Genomic DNA, 19,579 nt, shown 5'->3' with positions numbered 1-19,579 from the left:
AAGATTAAAAAGCGGTAATCCATGATAAATTATTTTTATTTTAAGGTGACAACCTACTTATAGAATCTGTATTCAAATCTATTTTGAAATGATCAGAAGGTTTGCCCTTACTACTTTTATCAAAAATTTCAGCCCAAATTCTGTAATTTACATTAGTAGATTTTTTTAATTGTTGACAGACCATTTTATACTGCAATAATCTAGACTCGGCTATATCTGAAAAAGCCAGCTCATCTGCACTTCTAATTCTATAAAAATCATAAATCATATCAAAACCCGTCCAGCTTCTAAAATCATCTAAGACAACTTCTTTAGATGATAGCTGTGTTTTAACAGCATTCAAATTTTCTGATAACGTTAATAGGTCAAAACCTGTTTTACTTATAAACTCTTCTGTAAATTCTTTAGACCAATCTTCTGGCAAAAAACGCAAGCGTACTAGTTCTTTTAAATGCCATTGAGTAAACTCCATATAATTTTTAGAAGTTAAAATAGCTTTATTCCAGTTTAATTTAGCTCCTGTACGCTGTCTAAATTTATGTTCTTGCTCATACAAAGAAAATAAGCTGTTGAAGTTTTTAGCCTTTTCTACCACCACGGTTTCTATTTCAAATACTGACCTGGATTTAATTGTTAATATTTTATATGCAGGCGCATAAGCTGCAAGTGAAGGGGTCTGAATATTAAATAATGTATTCCCTTCCTTACTTTTTCTCACCCCCGTATCATTAATATGCATATGCCCTCCAAAATGAATTTGTATTCCAGCATCGGCAAAAATTGATGCTACTTCTTCTTTTGGTACCCGGTGTAGTTGCATTTTTCCTGGACCAAAAAACTGTTTCATTTCTTCTGAAGCATCATCATTAAAATCTACCATAGGGTAATGGCTAAATGCAACTAAAACCTTGGCTTTTTTCTTCGCTAGTTCAGCTACTTTTTTCACCCAAGCAATTAAATGCGTTTTCTGCAACAAGACATTATTATAACCAATACTTGCCCCTGAAAAATCTTTTGGATCGTTAGATACTTTTGTTAATTCTTTATTGGGCATATATACATTAGCGTCAATGGCCAAAAGCCAAACACCTTCTACCGGCTCTACTAGATAGCTTGCATCCGGTTGTTTATTAAATGCATCTATGGCGTATGTTCTTTGGTCTAAAACTGATGCCCTTTCTGCCTTATTATAACTATAATTATCATAAGTATACTTCGTAAAAGGTGTTTCCCAATAGATATAATCCTTCTGCGGATAAAACCCAAAAGCAGACATTTCGTTCAGTATATCCTTATAGCCCCATTTTTGAATTTCTGAAGTTATTATAGGTTTTAATCGCCCATCTACATCTGCGCTATTTTTATCTTCAACACTTGTTATAATTTGCTCTCTACCTCCCTTGCCCAAAAAATCTGTCTTACCGGCATCATGGGCAAATGGTTTTACAGGATCATGATTACCTGTCGTTGCAAAAAATAAAATATCATGATCTTTAGCGTATTGATCCAAAATTTTGCGTAATCCTTTTACGTGTATGGGTTGCCCGTCATCACTAAAATCTCCAGGCAATGCCACATATTTTATTCCCCTTGCTACAATGTCATCTAAAGCCTCTATAAAAGCAAAATAATTTTCATTGAATATTCTAGTAGATTGTAATTGCGCATTCATTGTTCTAATATTTACAAAATCACCAGTTTTGGGATTCTCAATACCTTTATAATCGGCATCTTCAAAATGTGCATATATATCTTGAAAATGTGCATCTGCAATGAAGGCGATTTTCACATTCGCCAACTCTTTCCCCTTATTGTTAGAACATGAACATATAAATATCAAAGGAAATACACATAGAAACTTACCTATTGATCTCATTGACATTATTTTTATTTTTTGAACGTTTCTTTTGTAAACGCATAACTCTTTTTCCATACTTGTAAATCTTTCTCTACTTGATCATTCAAGATAACTGAACCTGTTATACCTTTTATTAAAGTACACCTAACATCTTGATTTATCATTTATTTAGTTGAAAAACTGGCGCACTTTCCAGCAAATTCTTTTTTCATTCTTAACTACACCCTTTAGTGTAAAGCCAACAATTACGGAAATGGCAACAGTAATAGCAATGGTATAAAGCACGCTCACACCTGCATGTAAATCGTAAGTTGTAACCGGCGGTAAACGGACCTTGAGTTCATCAAAAATAAATGTATAAAAATCATACTCCAAAACCGTACTATTCGCTATAATATCTCTTACTAAAACTATAGATTTAAAGGTTCTTGGTTAAGCCGTAATTACTAAACTTAAGTTTCCCAACCCTGTATTTACCTGTCAATTCGCCTCTTTTTCATCCTTAGTACAAGTAAAAAATGAGCTATAACAACCTTACAATACACAACATTATTAAAACCTAATAAATCTTCTTTTATACCAATACCATTGACATTTGAAGGCTAGTTGTAGTGAAAGCAATTCTTCCTATCTTAAAATTACTTTTTAATTTTTTCATAGGTTCCATTCTCAAAAATCACTTTATAATCAGAATTAAATAAAGTAGAAGGCAGATAATAATCTGTAGAAATCACCTGGGCACCAGTTGCTTTTGCTTTTTCAAATTTATCATAGCTATTAGTTCTTGCTTCTTTAGTAGCAGCATCTGCACGTGTACGAACCATATATCCTTTTTTAACCAATTCTTTGATATAGTCAAAGTCTTTAACCGGGTCATTTACAATTCTAAATGCTGCGTTGGCATTTCCCTCTTTACTATTTACAAAGAGTACTCTTTCTTTTTGCGTTTCATCTCCTTCTAAATAGGTATTGATTTTTGCTTCATTTTCATCCAATACAAATAAGAATTTACCCTTTACCTTTTTTAAACTGGGCCATCCTTTAGTTAAAACCGCTTCTTCAAGAGTTTCAAAATTTCCGCGAACATTATCTGGAGTAATTATTTGATCAGCTTTAAATACACTTCTAATTTCATTATCAAGCGCATTAAAAGCATTCTTATCAAAAGCTAACGGTTTTCTAGTTTGCGGTACTTCTTGATCTTTGGTATTTATTAGTATGATTATAGGCGTATGATTGGGGTTTTGATCAGACCAATTACGCAATGCTTTTAATCCGTCTGTGAACAAAAGTGCATGACTTCTAAAATCAATATCCTGAATATGAAACATTTTCAACCCTGGTTGATTAAGCTTTAATTCTTCATCGTACCCTAAAGGTTCCTGCCCTAAAGATCTAACAATTTCCAATCCTTTTGGCTTTGAAAAATGACCACCTTTGGGATCATAAAAAACATCTAGCTCTAAATTTCTTAAACCCAAATTCAATTGCTCCTCTAAAGAAATATGAGTGTACTCTAGGCTTTTTAATTTTTCTTCATCTACCCTGAACAGGTAATCAAACAACGGTTTTTCTATAGCTATTTTATAACTGTTGTGACTACCAATTACCTGAATATGGTTTAATGCTACATATTCGCTTTTACAGCTTATTAGACTGAAAACCGCAAAAGTTATAATACAAAAAGGAATAAATCTCATAAATTTTGGAATTTGACAAACAATAATTTTAATTTGGAGGTGTAGGCACCATATGCAAATTTAACGATCCACCTTTTACAATTTCGTCATGTTTAAGACTATTCTCTTCTAATTTTTTGTTATTAAACGCAACTTCTGATACAAAGACATTTTCTGCACTATTATTTTTTGCATTGATTGTGAATACATTTCCAGAATAATAATCAGGATTTAATTTTATACGAATGGTATCAAAAATAGGACTTCCTATTTGATATTCAGGATTTGCTTCCGTACCTCCATTCATTTGAAACAACCCTATTTTCATAAGCACAGCTAAACTGCCCATTAATCCTTGGTCTTCATCTCCATTGTATCCGGTGGATGGTGACAAACCGCCAAAAACAGTTTTTGCCACTTTTCTTGACCATACCTGAGTTAAGTCAGGTCTACCCAATTGATGAAAAATAAATGCTGTTTGTATAGAGGGTTGATTACCAAAATTGATCGGAATTCTACTGTACTCTGGGTGTAGTTCCACTGCATGCGATGTACCTGCCGTAAAACCTAAATCTTCTGCAGTTTCAAACTGTTCGTTTAGCTTTTTAACAGCAGCGTCTTTCCCTCCCATTAAACTAGCCAGTCCAACCAAATCATGTGGCACAAACCAAGTAGATTGTGCTCCGTTAGATTCTATAAAACCATGTTCTGCTTGATAGGCATCATAATCCACTTTCCATTGACCATCAACATTTTTGGGACGCATCCATCCAATTTCAGAATCAAAAACATTTTTGTAATTAGAAGACCTCCCTAAGAAATAATCATAATCTTCTTTATAACCCATCTTTTTCGCTAATTGTGCCAACGTCCAGTCTTGGTACGCATATTCCATGGTTAAACTAGCACCATCTTGATGGCTACCATAATACCCCTCTGGCAAAGGATATGGCACATAACCCTGACTGGTATAATATTTTAGTCCGCCGCCAATAGTGGTATTATGCTCATAACCTGATTTCCCCATAATACCACCAACTAAATGGTTTTTCTTTAATGCTTGGTAAATAGTTTCCAAATCATCTTTAATAATACCTTTTTGAATTGCCGTAACAATAAAAGGTGTAGCACTTGCCCCTGTCATTACATATGTATAATTTCCTCCAGAAGGGCCACGAGGTATAAATCCGCCATCTTTATAATACTGCATTAATGAATTTGAGAACTCGTCCATAATTTCAGGATATACTAATCCCCAAAGCGTATTCAAAGTCCACTGTGCCCCCCAAAAAGAGTCTGAATTAAAATGATTGAATTTAGGTCTATCATTCTCATCTAAAGGCAATTGCCCTACCTTAAAGTCATTTCCTGTATTATCTGGATAAGCACCGTTATAATCACTAATAATCCTTCTACCCTGTAAAGCATGCCATAAATCTGTATAAAACCTTCTCTGGTCTTGATCAGAGCCTCCTTCAACTTCAATTCTTTGTAATAAACCATTCCATTCTTGCTTAGCTGAATCTCTAGTCTCATTAAAATTCCAATGAGGCAACTCAGATTCAATATTAATAGAAGCGTTAGCTATTGAGGTATAAGAAATACCAACTTTCATTAATACATTATTCTGATGCTCATCTAAAACAACCATATAATTACCGGTTTCTTTATCATGTTCTAACGAAGTAATAGTACTATTTAATACCACTTTAAAAAAAACGGTCAAAGGTTTAGGTCTTCTATGCGTAGCTGCCATTGTAACATTTCCAGAAAGTTCATTTTTAGATATTTGACGTAACAAACCATTGACATTTTTGCTTGGACCTAAAAGGGTATTCAAATTAAAAAGTACTGCCTTTTCTTGGTCGTTTTCAGGGTATCTGTATTTATGAAGCCCCACCCTTTTAGAACTTGTAAGTTCTACCTGAATTTGATATCTGTCTAATTCCACTTTATGATAACCTGGTGTCACCGTCTCGGATTCATGACTAAATTTTGAATGAAAATTTTTAAAAATTTCTTTTTTAGTTTCATTTTTAGTGGTGACGGGCATAACCGATACCCCAGACATTTGCCATGCATGAATATGGCTAAAACCTTTTATGGTATCGGTTTTATAACGATAGCCACTACCCCAAGCACCACCTATTTGAGTATCTGGACTCAAATTTACCATACCAAATGGTCTACTGGCAGATGAAAAGTAGAACCATCTAGAATTCTCAGAATCTAATAATGGATATACTTTAGCCGTATAATCAATATTTTCAACAACCTCATCTTTGGTCGAAGTAATATCATTTTTACAAGAAACTTGAAAAAGAAGCAATAGAGCAAGCATCGCAAAACTATTCTTATATGTATTTGTTAGTATCATCAATGTAAAATTAAAGTGTCATTTTAATCAGGTTAGCTTCTATTGCATCAAGCATATCATAAGTTGGAAAACCGTTATTCTGTCTTCTAATTTCTATAGAATACCAGTTTTTCCATTTATCATCTAAATCGCCAGATTTTCTACGATCAAAGATGGTTTTAAGCTTGTTTTTTGCTGTTGGTAAATTTGCTATTGCTGCGTTCAAAAATTTTTGATTTTTGGTTATCTCGAACTGCTTTTTCAGTAATGACATTTTATGAAGTTGTCTCTCAAAAGCAATTAAATCTGAATACAACTGTACAGGAAGCAGAATATAGGCGTGATAGAAATTACTGTTTTCATGCATTGCCCCGTAACCCAATTCTGCTTCAGAAAGTGATTTATGTAGCACTTTCTCTACCCTACCAGTGTTATCTATATCACCCAAAACACGATTATAATCATAAGGAATGGGTGTTTTACCAGGCCTAATTATTGGCGTATTAGACAAGTAAGAAACAGCTTCTCTAATCTCCCATAAATGTTCTACGTAACCTTTTCTACCCTGCTGTGCTTCATGCAGCAATTTCATTGATGAAACGGCATACTCAGCTGCCGTTTCGGAAAAGTATTGTTTGGTCCATGATTTATAGAAATTATCTGCATTAAATTTCTCAGGGTCATAGCATACTTGACTATACGCTTCAAGATTTAATAGAAAAGGTCTAAAATTTTGTCCGTTTACCAAGCAATAATTATCAGCATCATATTTCTGAAACATTTCTTTCATAACAGACCCTACTTTCTCAGGATAAGGATTGTGAACGGTATGGTTCAACCAATAGCCTGCATGCATATAAGTACCGAAATCATAACCCTTTGTATCTATTATTTCATGATCAAAAGTTCCAAATCCGTGATCAGACCATATCACTTTCCAATCTTTTGGCGGGCTAAAGCCCTCGTTAAACATGTCCATTCCATCACTATAACATATAGCAACTTTTATAGCATTTTTGTTATACTGGTCCACTAACTTTCCAAATTCTTCATACACTTCGTTAAAAACTTCAATTTTAGATTCACCACAAGAGCTTTTATATTCCCAATCCCACACTTGGTTTCGAGGTCTTAAGACAAAAATATCTGTCTTAATTAATGGTGTTTGTTCCAAATAATATTTCCACGCATTAAGCCAATCTTCTTTATATTTAGACCAACAATCTGCCTTACTTTCATCCAGAGGATGTATTTGATACCCTAACTCAAAATCAATTTGAATTTTCATGCCTTTCAATTTGGCATAGTCCATCATCTTATTGAGATAATCGATATCTATCTGATAATCTGGATTTAATTTTTTATATTCTGGTCTCACATAAAACTCTGGTCTACCAAGCATGTCAAAAAACTGAATGGCATTATAACGAAGACGCACCAAAGAATTGATCATTTCTGTATAGCTCTCCCAATCATACTCGAGAAGTTTACCTCTATAATTTGCAAGCTCATCAACATCATTTTCAAAATAAACTAGCAAAGGTACCTTAGGCGGTGCAATGGTTTTAGCAGTGAAATTGAAAAGGTCGTCTATTGTTTTTTTCTTAGGTATTTTTCCTGTCCAATATTCTAATGGATTTATACTTAATACTTCTTTAGCATAATCATAAATAGCATATTGCAAACCTTGAACATCAGATCCAGCGATAACAATGCCCTCATTGGTTTCGGCATATGTGGCTTTTGCCCAAACCCCTCCTCTAGAACCTGGAATTACTTTAGAAATAACTAGTTGACCATTTAATGCTAAATCTTTAATAAGTGTACTGGAATCTGGAGTTCCCAATATAAAAACAATACCGTTTTTTGGTATGGCGACATCATCTTTTACAATTTTTATGTCATCCTTCAATACCTTTTCAAGGTCTTTTTTTAAATCTTTAATTGTAGAAATTTCTATATCACTAGCTTTTTCACCTGTTATCAAAAAAACAGGTCGGCTATTTTCTTTACCATTACATGACATACAAAAAGCGATAAAAATGGTAAAGAAAAAGAAGTATTTCATATAGCTATATTTTTTAATCATTCGCTTAGATCTATTCAATATCTAGGAAAGTGGTCTTAATTACTATTGCGTTACATTAAATATTTCAATGTTGATACATTAAAACAAAAAAATACCCGTAATCTACTACCTTAATTTAAAAGACTTTATACTTTAAAAATTAATGATAGCCAACTATTAACCAATGTCTGGTGAAAACTGAAAAAAAATGAATTGTATGGGGTTAATAAGAATAGTATAGTCAATAGTAATAATAAAAGTTAAAAACAGGCAGGTTTAAAACCTGCCTGTTTTAACTCCATACAAACTAACTACTCAACCAATTTTTTTTATAATATATAGAATTAGTACCCAGGATTTTGTACTAAACCGGGGGTCTGTGCAAGGGGTCCAGGAGGTATTGGAAATACTCTTTTATTTGGATCTGAATCTGTTTTATCTACCCAAGAATCTTCCCATTTTTCAAATCGGATTTGATCCGTTCTTCTATGATATTCCCAATAAAAGTCAAAACCTCTTTCTAAATATACATCTTCTAATGTTGCATTACCTTTAGCAAAATCAGAACCACCACGCGCCACTCTAACAGCGTTGATATCAGATAAAGCATCACCAGATCCTAATCTTAATTGAGCTTCTGCCCTCATTAAATATAAATCTGCTAATCTAAAAACCACAATATCTACACCTGTATCATCTCGGTTTGCTCCTAAATCTTCAATACTCCATTTAGAGACACGTACACCTACAGATTGGTTCTCTGCAATTAAAGACACTTGGCGTGTATGGTTTGCCAAGGTAAAATCTCTTGTAAACAATTGTACAGGTACAATATCAACAGTTTGATCTTCATTGATTACCGGTGAACCGTCTTCTGTTTTAATACCATATAGTTGTCCTTCAAGAAACCCTCTGTTAATCTCATAATCTGCCAAGGCTATGGTACCCTCTTCATTAGGGTAGTTTTCTTTAAAGTACCTAGGATCATTAACTGGATCGAACGTATCTAAAAACCCTGGTAATGCACACCCGGCATCTGAGCCTTCTTCCCAACCACCATCGACTTTATATAAAAGTCCTCTCGATAAACCGTTTGTAGTATTTCTTGAAACACTTCTACCACCAATACGAACAGAAGTTTTTTCATTTTTTACCGCCCATATAATTTCTGGATGATTTTCATTATCAGGATCGAACATACTGAAATAATCATTGGTTTCTAAAGCATGTGAACCGCTATTGATTACCTCAGTCGTCAAATCTATAACCCGCTGCATGTCTTCGTTTGAAAAAGAATAGTTAGAACCATATCGATCTTCATAAACTACTTTATTCAAGTACATCCTTGCCATAAGAGATTTTGCTGCATCTTGCGTATAACGCACTGTGTTTTTACCAGTAGGAAGGCTTGGCATAACCGATTCTAAATTCGTAACAATAGTTGCTATTGCTTCACTACCTGTAAGTATTTGAGGATCATCATTAAAGTTAATATCAGTAATGCCACGGTAAGGTACCTGACCGTAAGCATCTAAAGCGACCCACATAAAATGAGATAACAGCGCTACTGCTTCTGCATATTCCTGCGTTCCTTCGTTCAAAAAACTAATTGCTTGAGATGAAGTTGCCAAACCCGCTGTAATATGTTCAAACGTTTCTGTGGTATATCTGTGAGTAGGGGTCCAATTATGTGTATGTAACTCCTGAAAAACACCACCATCGAACCAATCACTTCCTCTGGTTGGCAACATACCTTCGTCAGAAGAAAAGGTCTGTAATGCAAAGAACCAGCGGTGACCATAAACCCTTCTCATATTATTGTACGCCGGTGCCAATAAACTTAAAGCATCAGCATTGGTTAATAGTTCTTCACCAAGAGCTTCATCGATAATTTCTTCTTCAATATCGCATGATTGAAATCCTAAGAGGAGCACCATCATTAAACTTAAAATAATAGAATGTTTTTTCATAACCTAGATTGTTATATTACTGTGTAATTTTTTATTAAAAAGAAAGATCTAAACCTAATAGAAAAGTTGTAGGACGTGGATAACCTCCAAAATCTACTCCATAAACATTTCCTCCACCAGTATTAATCTCTGGATCATAACCTGTATAATCTGTTAATACAAAAAGATTTTGTCCTGTAATGTATATTCTTAGAGTGTCCAAGAAAGTTTTGTTTTCTATGTTCCATCCCAATGTTGCGTTGTTCAACCTAAAGAAAGAACCATCTTCAATATATCTTGATGATGAAACAGGTGCAATAAGCGGACCTTCATTAACATCAAGATAGTCTCTAAAAATGTTATTTCCGTTTTGACTTAAAGAAGCAGCACTTGAGTAAGCTCTAGCGGTATTGTTAAAAATATCAATATCACCAACACCGTTAAAACCTAATGCAAGATCAAAATTCTTATACGCCGCATTAATATTAAAACCATATATAGTACTTGGTAATGCATCTCCAACTACCTCTGGGTCATCTGATAAAATCTCTAAACCTTCAGCATCAAAACCGTCGAATCTTCGTAAAAAGAACGCCCCTGCAGATTCTCCATTGGTAAAAATACTACTAGTTTCCCCTGATGTTCCCGGACCTGTAATACCACCTACGAATACATCAGTTTCAAGTCCTTCAATAGTATTATCCATGAAAGATATATTACCGGAAAAATCAAGTGAAAAATTATCGGTTTTAATTGCATTGATATTTAATGCAAATTCAAAACCTTTATTAGTGATTTCTGCATCTGAATTAATAAAAATAGAATTCGTTAAAGCAGGAACCGGAGCAGAAACTTCTAAAAACAAATCGGTAGTAGTTTTATTAAAATAATCGAGTGAACCATTGATTTTACCATTTAATATACCCCAATCTACCCCTACGTTGTATTGCTCGGTTACTTCCCATTTTAAATCTGGGTTAGCCGTACGTGAGGTATTAACACCATTAACTACAGATGTTCCATCAAAGGTAAAACTATCATTAAAACTAGTTCCTACAGAAGGTTGTGAAGATCCTACAGGAATGGCCTGGTTACCCGTTTGTCCCCAACCTAATCTTAATTTTAGATTGGAAAATACTTCAGCGTCTTTAAGAAACGCTTCTTCATTAATTTTCCATCCCAAGCCCACAGCAGGGAAATAGCCATACTTATTGTTATCTCCAAATACAGATGAAGCATCAGCTCTAAAGGAAGCTGTTATCAGATATTTATCCAAAAAATTGGCATTAGCCCTCCCAAAGAACGATTGCAGTTTTCGTTCAGAATTACCTGAAGACACGGTAGTATTATCTTGAGAAGCAACTCCTAAATTATAAATAGGATCTATTTCAGTGGTACTAAAATCAAAGCGTTCAATTCTTAAACCTGTATTAGTAAAAGTTTGATAAGAGTGCCCTGCAAGAACATCAAAATTCCATGTATCATAACTTTTTTTATAGGTAAGAAAGTTTTCGACCAATAAATTAGTGTCTTCTCTCGAATCTAAAACCACTTGATCTTGGGTTATATCCCCTCCATCTTCTGAGTTATTGAATAGTCTGAAAATACGGTCGGTATCAGAATTTTCATAACCCAAGTTCAATTTATAGTCTAAGCCTTCAATAATAGTATAAGTAGTTGAAAAGTTAGCGAGAACTTTTTTGCTTTCTGCCCTGTCACGATACAAATCAAAAAATGACACTGGGTTATCTGTTGCGCCGGCCCTAGTGGTTACCTCACCATCACCACCAAAAACAGCAGCTGTTGGGTTTGCCCTAAGTGCTCCAATAATTACACTACCTAAAGCCTGACTTTCATCTGTAAGGTCAGCCACAGTAACATTAGCTCTTAACTTTAATCTATCTTCCAATAGCGAGGTGCCAATATTTATTCTTCCTGTAAAACTTTCATGACCCGTTGTTTTTACCACACCTTCTTGATCTAGATACCCTAAAGACACATTATAGGTAGTGGTACCTGCACCACCAGAAAATCCTAAATTATAATTATTGATTTGCGCAGTACGGTAAATTTCATCTTGCCAATCAGTTTCTGCATTTGCCAAATCAATATAACTACTAGCTTCTCTACCAACAATTGGTGCTAAACGCGCTGTTTGCTCTCGATATTCACTTGCACTTAATAAATCAATATTCCTTTCTACGGTTGAAAAACCGCTTGAAGTACTAAAAGTAACTTTCGTTTTCCCTATTTTACCCTTTTTTGTTGTTATAAGAACCACACCATTGGATGCTCTAGTTCCATAAATTGCAGTGGCAGAAGCATCCTTTAAAATAGTTATGCTTTCTATATCTTGAGGATTAATAAAATTCAAAGGACTTTTAGGCCTAGAAGTACCTCCAATACCTTCAAGACCATCTGAACTAGAAGACCCACCGTCTAACGGTACACCATCAACAACAAATAAAGGGTTACTTGAACCACTTATAGAATTTACCCCTCTAATATTAATATCGATAGCACTACCCGGTTCACCAGAACCAGTAGTTACATTTACACCTGCAATTTTACCCTGTAATAATTGACCCGGTGAATTTGAAATACCTTTGTTAAAATCTTCGGTTCCTATCACTTTTACAGCACCTGTTAAATCTTTAGATTTTACACCGCCATAACCGATTACCACAACTTCATCTAGTTGTGCTGCATCTTCCATTAAGGATATAGACAAGTTAGGTTGACCCGTGTAAGCAACCTCGACCGAAGTATAACCTAAATAGGAAAAACTTAAAATGTCCCCATTTTCTAGTGAAATACTAAAATTGCCATCAAAATCGGTTACGGTACCATTAGATGTTCCTTTTACTACCACAGTTGCCCCTGGAATTGGCAAACCTTGGTCATCTACCACCATACCTGTAACGCTCGTCTGCGCCCAAAGTACTGATGACATGCCCATTAAAAGGAATACCATTAATGATTTTAGTTTTTTCATTTTTTATAATGTTTAGTTAATTGGTCACTAATGTATTGTTAAGACCTTGTTAAGGGATGGACATATTCATCTAAAATATGGACGTAGTCAAAAAAATCATTATTCCGACATTGATAATTTCACAAAATACTAGTAAAATAATTACATTATTCACATAGTCCGTAGAGCCGAAATTTCATATTTTTATTTTTCTTAGTATCACCTAATTTTTTGACAAGAACACGTAATCCATACTTTTTATCAATATATCCATATCATTTTATCGTATATCTAGTATTTTACTCAATCTTTTGAAACCAATAAATCAATAATGAAAAATTACTTATTAAACAGCAGATTATTACTAATTGCAGCACTGACCTTAATCTTTAGCTGTACTGAAAACCCAAAAGACAACACGCCATGGGTTAATCTTTTTGATGGCGAAACCTTAAATGGATGGCATAAGCTTGGGGGTATTGCAAATTATACCGTTAAGGACGGTGCAATTGTTGGCGCTACCGTCCATAATACTCCAAATACATTTTTAACTACCAATAAAATGTATGGCGATTTCATATTAGAATTAGATTACAAGGTAGACTCTACCATGAATTCTGGTATTCAAATTCGAAGTAATAGCATACCGTCTTATTTAAACGGTAGAGTACATGGTTACCAAGTAGAAATTGACCCCTCTAAAAGAGCATGGAGCGGTGGTATTTATGATGAAGGCAGACGTGGTTGGTTAAACCCTTTGACCGATAACCCTGCGGCACAAAAGGCCTTTAAACAAAATGATTGGAACCATTACCGAATAGAAGCTATTGGCGATACCATTAAAACATGGGTAAACAATGTACCTGCAGCATATTTAATAGATGAAATGACCGCTAAAGGCTTTATAAGTTTACAGGTACATGGAATTAATAACAAACAAAAAGAAGGAACGGAAATTCTTTGGAAAAATATAAAAATTGTTACTGAAAATGTTTCTGAATATTCTAGAACTTCTCCATTGACTCCTATTTCAACTAAAAATCAGTTAACGATAAATGAGCAGAATAATGGTTGGGAATTACTTTGGGACGGAGAAACTACAAACGGCTGGAAAGGAGCTAAATTAGAAGAATTTCCAGATAAAGGGTGGAAAATTGAAAATGGCGTATTAAGTGTGCTTTCTTCTGGTGGTGCAGAATCTGCTGCCGGTGGTGACATAGTAACCAAAAAGCTTTACGGAGATTTTGAACTAAAGGTCGATTTTAAACTTACACCTGGTGCCAATAGTGGTATAAAATATTATGTTGACACGGAAATAAATAAAGGTGCCGGCTCATCTATAGGTCTTGAATACCAAATTTTAGATGATAACCTACATCCAGATGCAAAATTAGGGAACCATAAGGGCAGCAGAACCGTAAGTTCATTATACGACCTAATTGAAGCCGATGTAAACAAACCTATTAAACCAATTGGAGAGTGGAATTCTGCATACATTATCTCTAAAGACAACCATGTTGAGCATTGGTTAAACGGTACCAAGGTTTTAGAGTATGAAAGAAAAAGTGATGCCTATAGAAAATTGGTTTCTGAAAGCAAGTATGCTAAATGGCCAAATTTTGGAGAACTTGATAAGGGTCAGATCCTTCTACAGGATCATGGTGACCTGGTTTCGTTCAAAAATGTAAAAATACGTCCAATCGGTAATACAAAAGAATAATAGACATGAGTTCAAATAGAAGAAATTTTATAAAGAAAACTGCAATCGGTGCAGTTGGTGTTACATTAGGTTCTACTACGGCAAATGCCATGACCGCCAAAAGTTATTCTAAAATTATTGGCGCAAACGATAGAATTCATGTAGCAATACAAGGTTTAGGAAGAAGATACGGAGCCTACATACCTGCTATTTCGCACAAAAAAAATAATGTAGAGCTTACTTATTTATGTGATGTGATGAAAAGTCAGCGAGATAACGCAGCGAAGTCCATTTCATCAAAAATCAATTATAAAGTTAAATTAGAAAATGATATTCGTAAAATTATAGATGACAAGAAGGTAGATGCCATATATATGGCTACCCCCGATCATTGGCATGCACCGGGTGCCTGTATGGCAATGCAAGCAGGCAAGCATGTTTACTTAGAAAAACCTTGTAGCCATAATCCACGTGAAGGCGAATTACTAGTTGCTTATCAAAAAAAATTCAATAAAGTGGTTCAGATGGGAAACCAACAACGATCAGCAACAGAATCACAAGAAATAATAAAAGAAATTCACAACGGTGTTATTGGCGATGTATATAAAGCTACTGCCTTTTATGTGAGTGCTAGAGGTCGTGTGCCCAAACAAATTAAAGCGACCCCACCCCAAGGTTTAGACTGGGATCTTTTTCAAGGACCGGCTCCACGTAGAGCGTACACTGATAATACGTGGGATTATAACTGGCATTGGTACGGATGGGATTATGGTACGGCCGAAATGGGCAATAATGCTACCCATGAACTAGATATTGCTCGTTGGGCTTTAGGTGTTACTTATCCTGAACATGTATCCGTAGATGCTGGCAAATATCATTTTAAAGATGATGGTTGGGAAATGTACGATACCATGGAGGCAACTTTTAAATTCGCCGGAAACAAAACTATAAAATGGGATGGTAACAGTAGAGCTGGCTATCATAAATTTGGACATAAATACGGTAGAGGCACCATAGTTTCAGGCTCTGAAGGTACCGCATATATTGACCGTGATGGATACAAATTGTTTGACCAAAAAGGTAATATCATTAAAGAAAACCTTTCTTCTGGAAAAGAGGCAGGCACAGCACTTGGTGGCGGTGGCGATATGTCTACATTGCACAGTATAAACTTTTTCGATGCAATAAGAGGTAAAGCCGAATTAACATCACCAATAGATGAGGGCGCAATTAGCCAAATATTAACCCATTACGGCAATATAGCCTATAGAATAGATGATTCTTTTGAAATTGATGAAAATACAGGTCGTATATTCAATAGAGAAGCTATGAAATTATGGTCAAGGTCATATGAGCCGGGTTGGGAAATTAAAGACGTTTAATTGAACTACTTTATCTTAAAAATTAAAAAATAATGGAACAAACGTGGCGATGGTACGGACCAAATGATCCAGTATCATTATCAGATATTAAACAAGCAGGTGCCACCGGTGTTGTTAGCGCTTTGCACCACATACCCAATGGCGTTATTTGGTCAGTAAATGAAATTATGGAACGTAAAAATATTATAGAAGCAGCTGGCTTAAAATGGTCGGTTGTAGAGAGCGTTCCTATTCACGAACAGATCAAAACACAAAAAGGCAATTATAAAACCTACTATGAGAATTACAAACAAACACTTGTTAATTTAGGGGAATGTGGTATAGATACGGTTTGCTATAACTTTATGCCGGTACTGGATTGGACAAGAACAAATTTAGATTATGAAGTAGAAGACGGTTCAACCGCACTTCGTTTTGAAGCTGATGCATTTGCTGCTTTTGAACTGTATTTATTGAAAAGACCTGGAGCAGAAAGCACATATTCAGATGCTCAGAAATCTGCTGCAAAGGTATATTTTGGTCAACTTTCCGAAGTAGAAAAGAAGAAGTTAATAAGCAATATCATTGCCGGTTTACCAGGTGCTGAAGAAGGCTATTCCCTAGAAGAATTCAATACTATTCTAGCAACCTATGATGCAATTGGGACAAAAGAATTAAAAGCCCATCTATTTGAATTTTTATCGCAGATAATTCCCGTAGCGGAAAAGGCAGGTATACGGATGTGCATACATCCAGATGACCCGCCATTCCCTATTTTAGGATTACCACGCGTTGTAAGTACAGAGCAAGATATTATGGATTTGTATAAGGCTGTTGATAGCCCAAATAACGGATTAACATTTTGCACAGGTTCATTCGGTGTCAGACCTGATAATGATTTACCGGGAATGGTAGAACGCTTAGGAGATCGCATCCATTTTATTCACCTTCGTAGTACGCAACGTGATGCTAAAGGTAATTTTCACGAAGCCAACCATTTAGAAGGAGATGTAGATATGTTTTCAGTGATGACAGCATTGATCAAAGAGCAGAAAAAAAGGAAAGCTAACGGAAGAAAAGACACCAGAATGCCTTTACGACCAGATCATGGACATAAAATGTTAGATGACCTAAGAAAGGAAACCAATCCTGGATATTCTGGTATTGGAAGGTTACGAGGTTTAGCCGAATTAAGAGGATTGGAAGTAGGGATTAGAAAAAGCTTGAATTAGCATTACCTCCTATTATTTATCCAAAGCTTGTAATTCAGGCTCTGTAAACTCCATTCCGGTTGATGACTTTACACTTCTCAACTCATTGATACGTTTTTTACTCAACCCTTTAGGGTGGTCAGAAAAAGCATTGGTTACGTAAGATATAATATTGGCAATGTCCGTATCACTTATAGATTCATTTCTAATAAGTCCCGGCATTGCCAAATTTATAGTATATTTTTTGCCATTTACATGAACGGGTCCTTCAAGGCCATGTAAAATAATCAATGCTAAACGTTCTGTATTTTTCACATGCTCAGACCCCATTAATGGAGGTGCCAACCCCTCTATTCCTTTACCATCCGCCCCATGACATGAAGCACAGATTTGAAAAAACATTTTAGCTCCACTAGTACGTGTATCTTCATTAATTTTATCACGTGTAAAAATGGGATTCATTTTGTCTGCTCTCTTGTTAGTTATACTATTAGCCAACATATAATTAAAAGGAGTGTCTCTTACGTCATTCATGATAGCTTCATTATTATAAATAAGAGAATCGATCTGTCCCAATCCACTAACTATAGCTTCATTAACAGTAGCATTGGTTTTTCTACGTGATAAAATCTCCATCATGATCGGCATAAACCGTTTTTCATCCAGTTCTATCCAATTACCCATTAAATTTCCTAAGTAAACATCAAGACCTAAATCATTTCTGTTTAGAATATCAATAAAAATGTTATTTGCCTTTTTAATATTTTTATCAGCTATAAATTTTCTAGAAAGCACAAGTGCATGAGAAGACACCTTGCTTCCACTCTTTTCAATTACATTGGTAAGAAAATCGAAAGACAGTGCATTCCACCCTTCCAACACGTATAACGCGTGTATTTGACTAAAAGGGTTTTCTGTAAATAATGCAAGTTCTTTCACCTGACCCATGACATCTTTAAACTCTTTAAAAATTAAAAAATGTTGAGCCCGATCGCGAACCCATCCATTTTCATCAGATAACAAAGACACAAGTTGACTTCCATTTAACTCATTAAAATTAGGCGTAGGCGCTACTGCTGTATGGTCATGAGAAACTTTTAAAATCCTTCCAAAACTTACAATAGTATCTAGTTCCTTAGCTTTCGCATTGTCTCTTAGATACGGACTCATGTACGCATGATGACCAATCATACCTCTGTGCATATCAACAATATACATATTTCCTCCAGGACCGTTTTTTAAACTAACAGGCCTAAAGCCTTCGTCTGTTGAGGTTATGAACTCTTTTTCTTGCCAAGCTTGTTTAGCTTTGATAGAATCTCCCGTAAAAGTCAAAAGAGCACGTTTTACCAAATTACCCTCAGGAATGCAAACAAACACATTCTCCTCATATGACGCTGTAAACGCCCCCCCACGGTATACCAAAGGACCGCACGCGGCCGTTGCATTAACCAAAATACTATCTGAATTTAAAACTCCTTTTGCGTACCCTCTATTTACCGATCCCGCAAAAACCGGGTATACCCTTTGATCATTGGTAAGCAGTTTATTTACACTAGATTTTGGAGTAAAAAATTTGTTATCTATCAAGGTATTTGGTAAGACATAATCTCCCAGTAAAATTCTTGAATTATCGTTGTAATATAGTCTACCGAAATTATCATGAGTAATGCCCCATTGCCCCCTAAAAGTTGTTGGTTCCTTTTTCCAAATTCCGTTTTGTCTTCTATATCTAAAATTAGATTTTGCATTGTAGATCCAATTATCAATATTTAACTCCAATCCGTTTGGTTGATGTTCAGGATTTCCTTCTACAGCATATATAGAATCTACCATAACCTTATTCACCGGTTTGTCATCTTCTATATCAACAAACCACAAATAAGGAGGCTCCGCATATAACAGGCCACCATAAACATGAGCCAGTGCCCTTGGCATGACCAAACTATCAATAAAAACTTTAGAATGGTCTAAAGTTCCGTCTTCATCTAAATCTTCAAGAATTAAAATACTACCAGAAGCGTCTTCTTCTCCAGACCCCTGTAAGTCATTCATGTAACCTGGCATTTGAGCTACCCAGATTCTTCCTTCAGAATCAAAATCTATTGACACGGGAGCTTTTAACAAGGGCTCAGCGGCTAAAACTTCTAAATTGAAACCATCTTCAATGGTATAAGGTTCTAAAGAAACTTCAGTCTCCTTATAATTATTTTTACAAGAAATTAATACACTAAAGGAAATAAGAAATATAAATAGATAAAATCGCATGAAAATAAATTATATGATAGGAGGATTTATAATTTAAATAGAACAAATTTAATGGCAGGATTAATTCATAGTATTGAAATCCAAGTATTAAATATACTATATAAATTTAGGTAATCGATTACATAAAATAAACAAAACAGCTAAAATATTATATAA

Annotated in this window: 11 protein-coding genes; 3 read left to right on the top strand and 8 right to left on the bottom strand. The window is 35.0% G+C overall.

Annotation, left to right across the window (positions count from 1 at the left end):
- Positions 1–40: 40 nt before the first annotated feature.
- From BW936_RS07410 to BW936_RS07380, 7 genes are all read right to left on the bottom strand, one after another.
- Positions 41–1,876 carry a metallophosphoesterase family protein gene (locus BW936_RS07410; RefSeq protein WP_143744065.1) on the bottom strand — a complete coding sequence of 612 codons (1,836 nt, stop codon included), beginning with the start codon at positions 1,874–1,876 and terminating at the stop codon, positions 41–43.
- A 150-nt stretch (positions 1,877–2,026) separates the two neighbouring features.
- Positions 2,027–2,233: a hypothetical protein gene (locus BW936_RS07405; RefSeq protein WP_076547697.1), complete on the bottom strand. Its 207-nt coding sequence runs from the start codon at positions 2,231–2,233 to the stop codon at positions 2,027–2,029.
- Positions 2,234–2,496: 263 nt separating this feature from the next.
- Positions 2,497–3,558 (bottom strand): phosphatidylinositol-specific phospholipase C1-like protein, encoded by a 1,062-nt coding sequence (locus BW936_RS07400; protein ID WP_076547696.1) that lies wholly within the window; start codon positions 3,556–3,558, stop codon positions 2,497–2,499.
- Positions 3,559–3,586: 28 nt separating this feature from the next.
- Positions 3,587–5,914: a GH92 family glycosyl hydrolase gene (locus BW936_RS07395; RefSeq protein ID WP_076547695.1), complete on the bottom strand. Its 2,328-nt coding sequence runs from the start codon at positions 5,912–5,914 to the stop codon at positions 3,587–3,589.
- A gap of 10 nt (positions 5,915–5,924) precedes the next feature.
- On the bottom strand, positions 5,925–7,961 hold the full coding sequence (locus BW936_RS07390; RefSeq protein WP_159439008.1) for a glycosyl hydrolase 115 family protein: 2,037 nt from the start codon (positions 7,959–7,961) through the stop codon (positions 5,925–5,927).
- 344 nt (positions 7,962–8,305) lie between these two features.
- Positions 8,306–9,931, bottom strand: coding sequence for a RagB/SusD family nutrient uptake outer membrane protein (locus BW936_RS07385; RefSeq protein WP_076547693.1), 1,626 nt, complete (start codon positions 9,929–9,931; stop codon positions 8,306–8,308).
- Positions 9,932–9,965: 34 nt separating this feature from the next.
- On the bottom strand, positions 9,966–12,905 hold the full coding sequence (locus tag BW936_RS07380) for a SusC/RagA family TonB-linked outer membrane protein (RefSeq protein WP_084182001.1): 2,940 nt from the start codon (positions 12,903–12,905) through the stop codon (positions 9,966–9,968).
- A 310-nt stretch (positions 12,906–13,215) separates the two neighbouring features.
- On the opposite strand from BW936_RS07380, the gene BW936_RS07375 reads away from it, so the two are divergent.
- The 3 genes from BW936_RS07375 to uxuA are packed head-to-tail and all read left to right on the top strand — an operon-like array spanning position 13,216 to position 17,176.
- Positions 13,216–14,604, top strand: coding sequence for a 3-keto-disaccharide hydrolase (locus BW936_RS07375; protein WP_076547692.1), 1,389 nt, complete (start codon positions 13,216–13,218; stop codon positions 14,602–14,604).
- Between the two features lie 5 nt (positions 14,605–14,609).
- A complete protein-coding gene (locus BW936_RS07370) occupies positions 14,610–15,965 on the top strand; it encodes a Gfo/Idh/MocA family protein (protein WP_076547691.1) in 1,356 nt (451 codons plus the stop codon).
- Positions 15,966–15,997: 32 nt separating this feature from the next.
- The gene (uxuA, locus tag BW936_RS07365) at positions 15,998–17,176 is read left to right on the top strand and encodes a mannonate dehydratase (RefSeq protein WP_076547690.1); all 1,179 of its coding nucleotides are present in this window, start codon (positions 15,998–16,000) and stop codon (positions 17,174–17,176) included.
- Between the two features lie 12 nt (positions 17,177–17,188).
- Here the strand turns inward: uxuA and BW936_RS07360 are convergent, their stop codons facing one another.
- Complete coding sequence (locus BW936_RS07360) at positions 17,189–19,423, bottom strand: DUF7133 domain-containing protein (RefSeq protein WP_076547689.1); 2,235 nt, start codon at positions 19,421–19,423, stop codon at positions 17,189–17,191.
- Between the last annotated feature and the right edge of the window lie 156 nt (positions 19,424–19,579).

Origin of the sequence: Maribacter ulvicola (assembly GCF_900155985.1) — a bacterium.
In the GTDB taxonomy this organism is placed as follows: domain Bacteria; phylum Bacteroidota; class Bacteroidia; order Flavobacteriales; family Flavobacteriaceae; genus Maribacter; species Maribacter ulvicola.
This window is presented reverse-complemented; position numbering and strand designations above follow the sequence as displayed.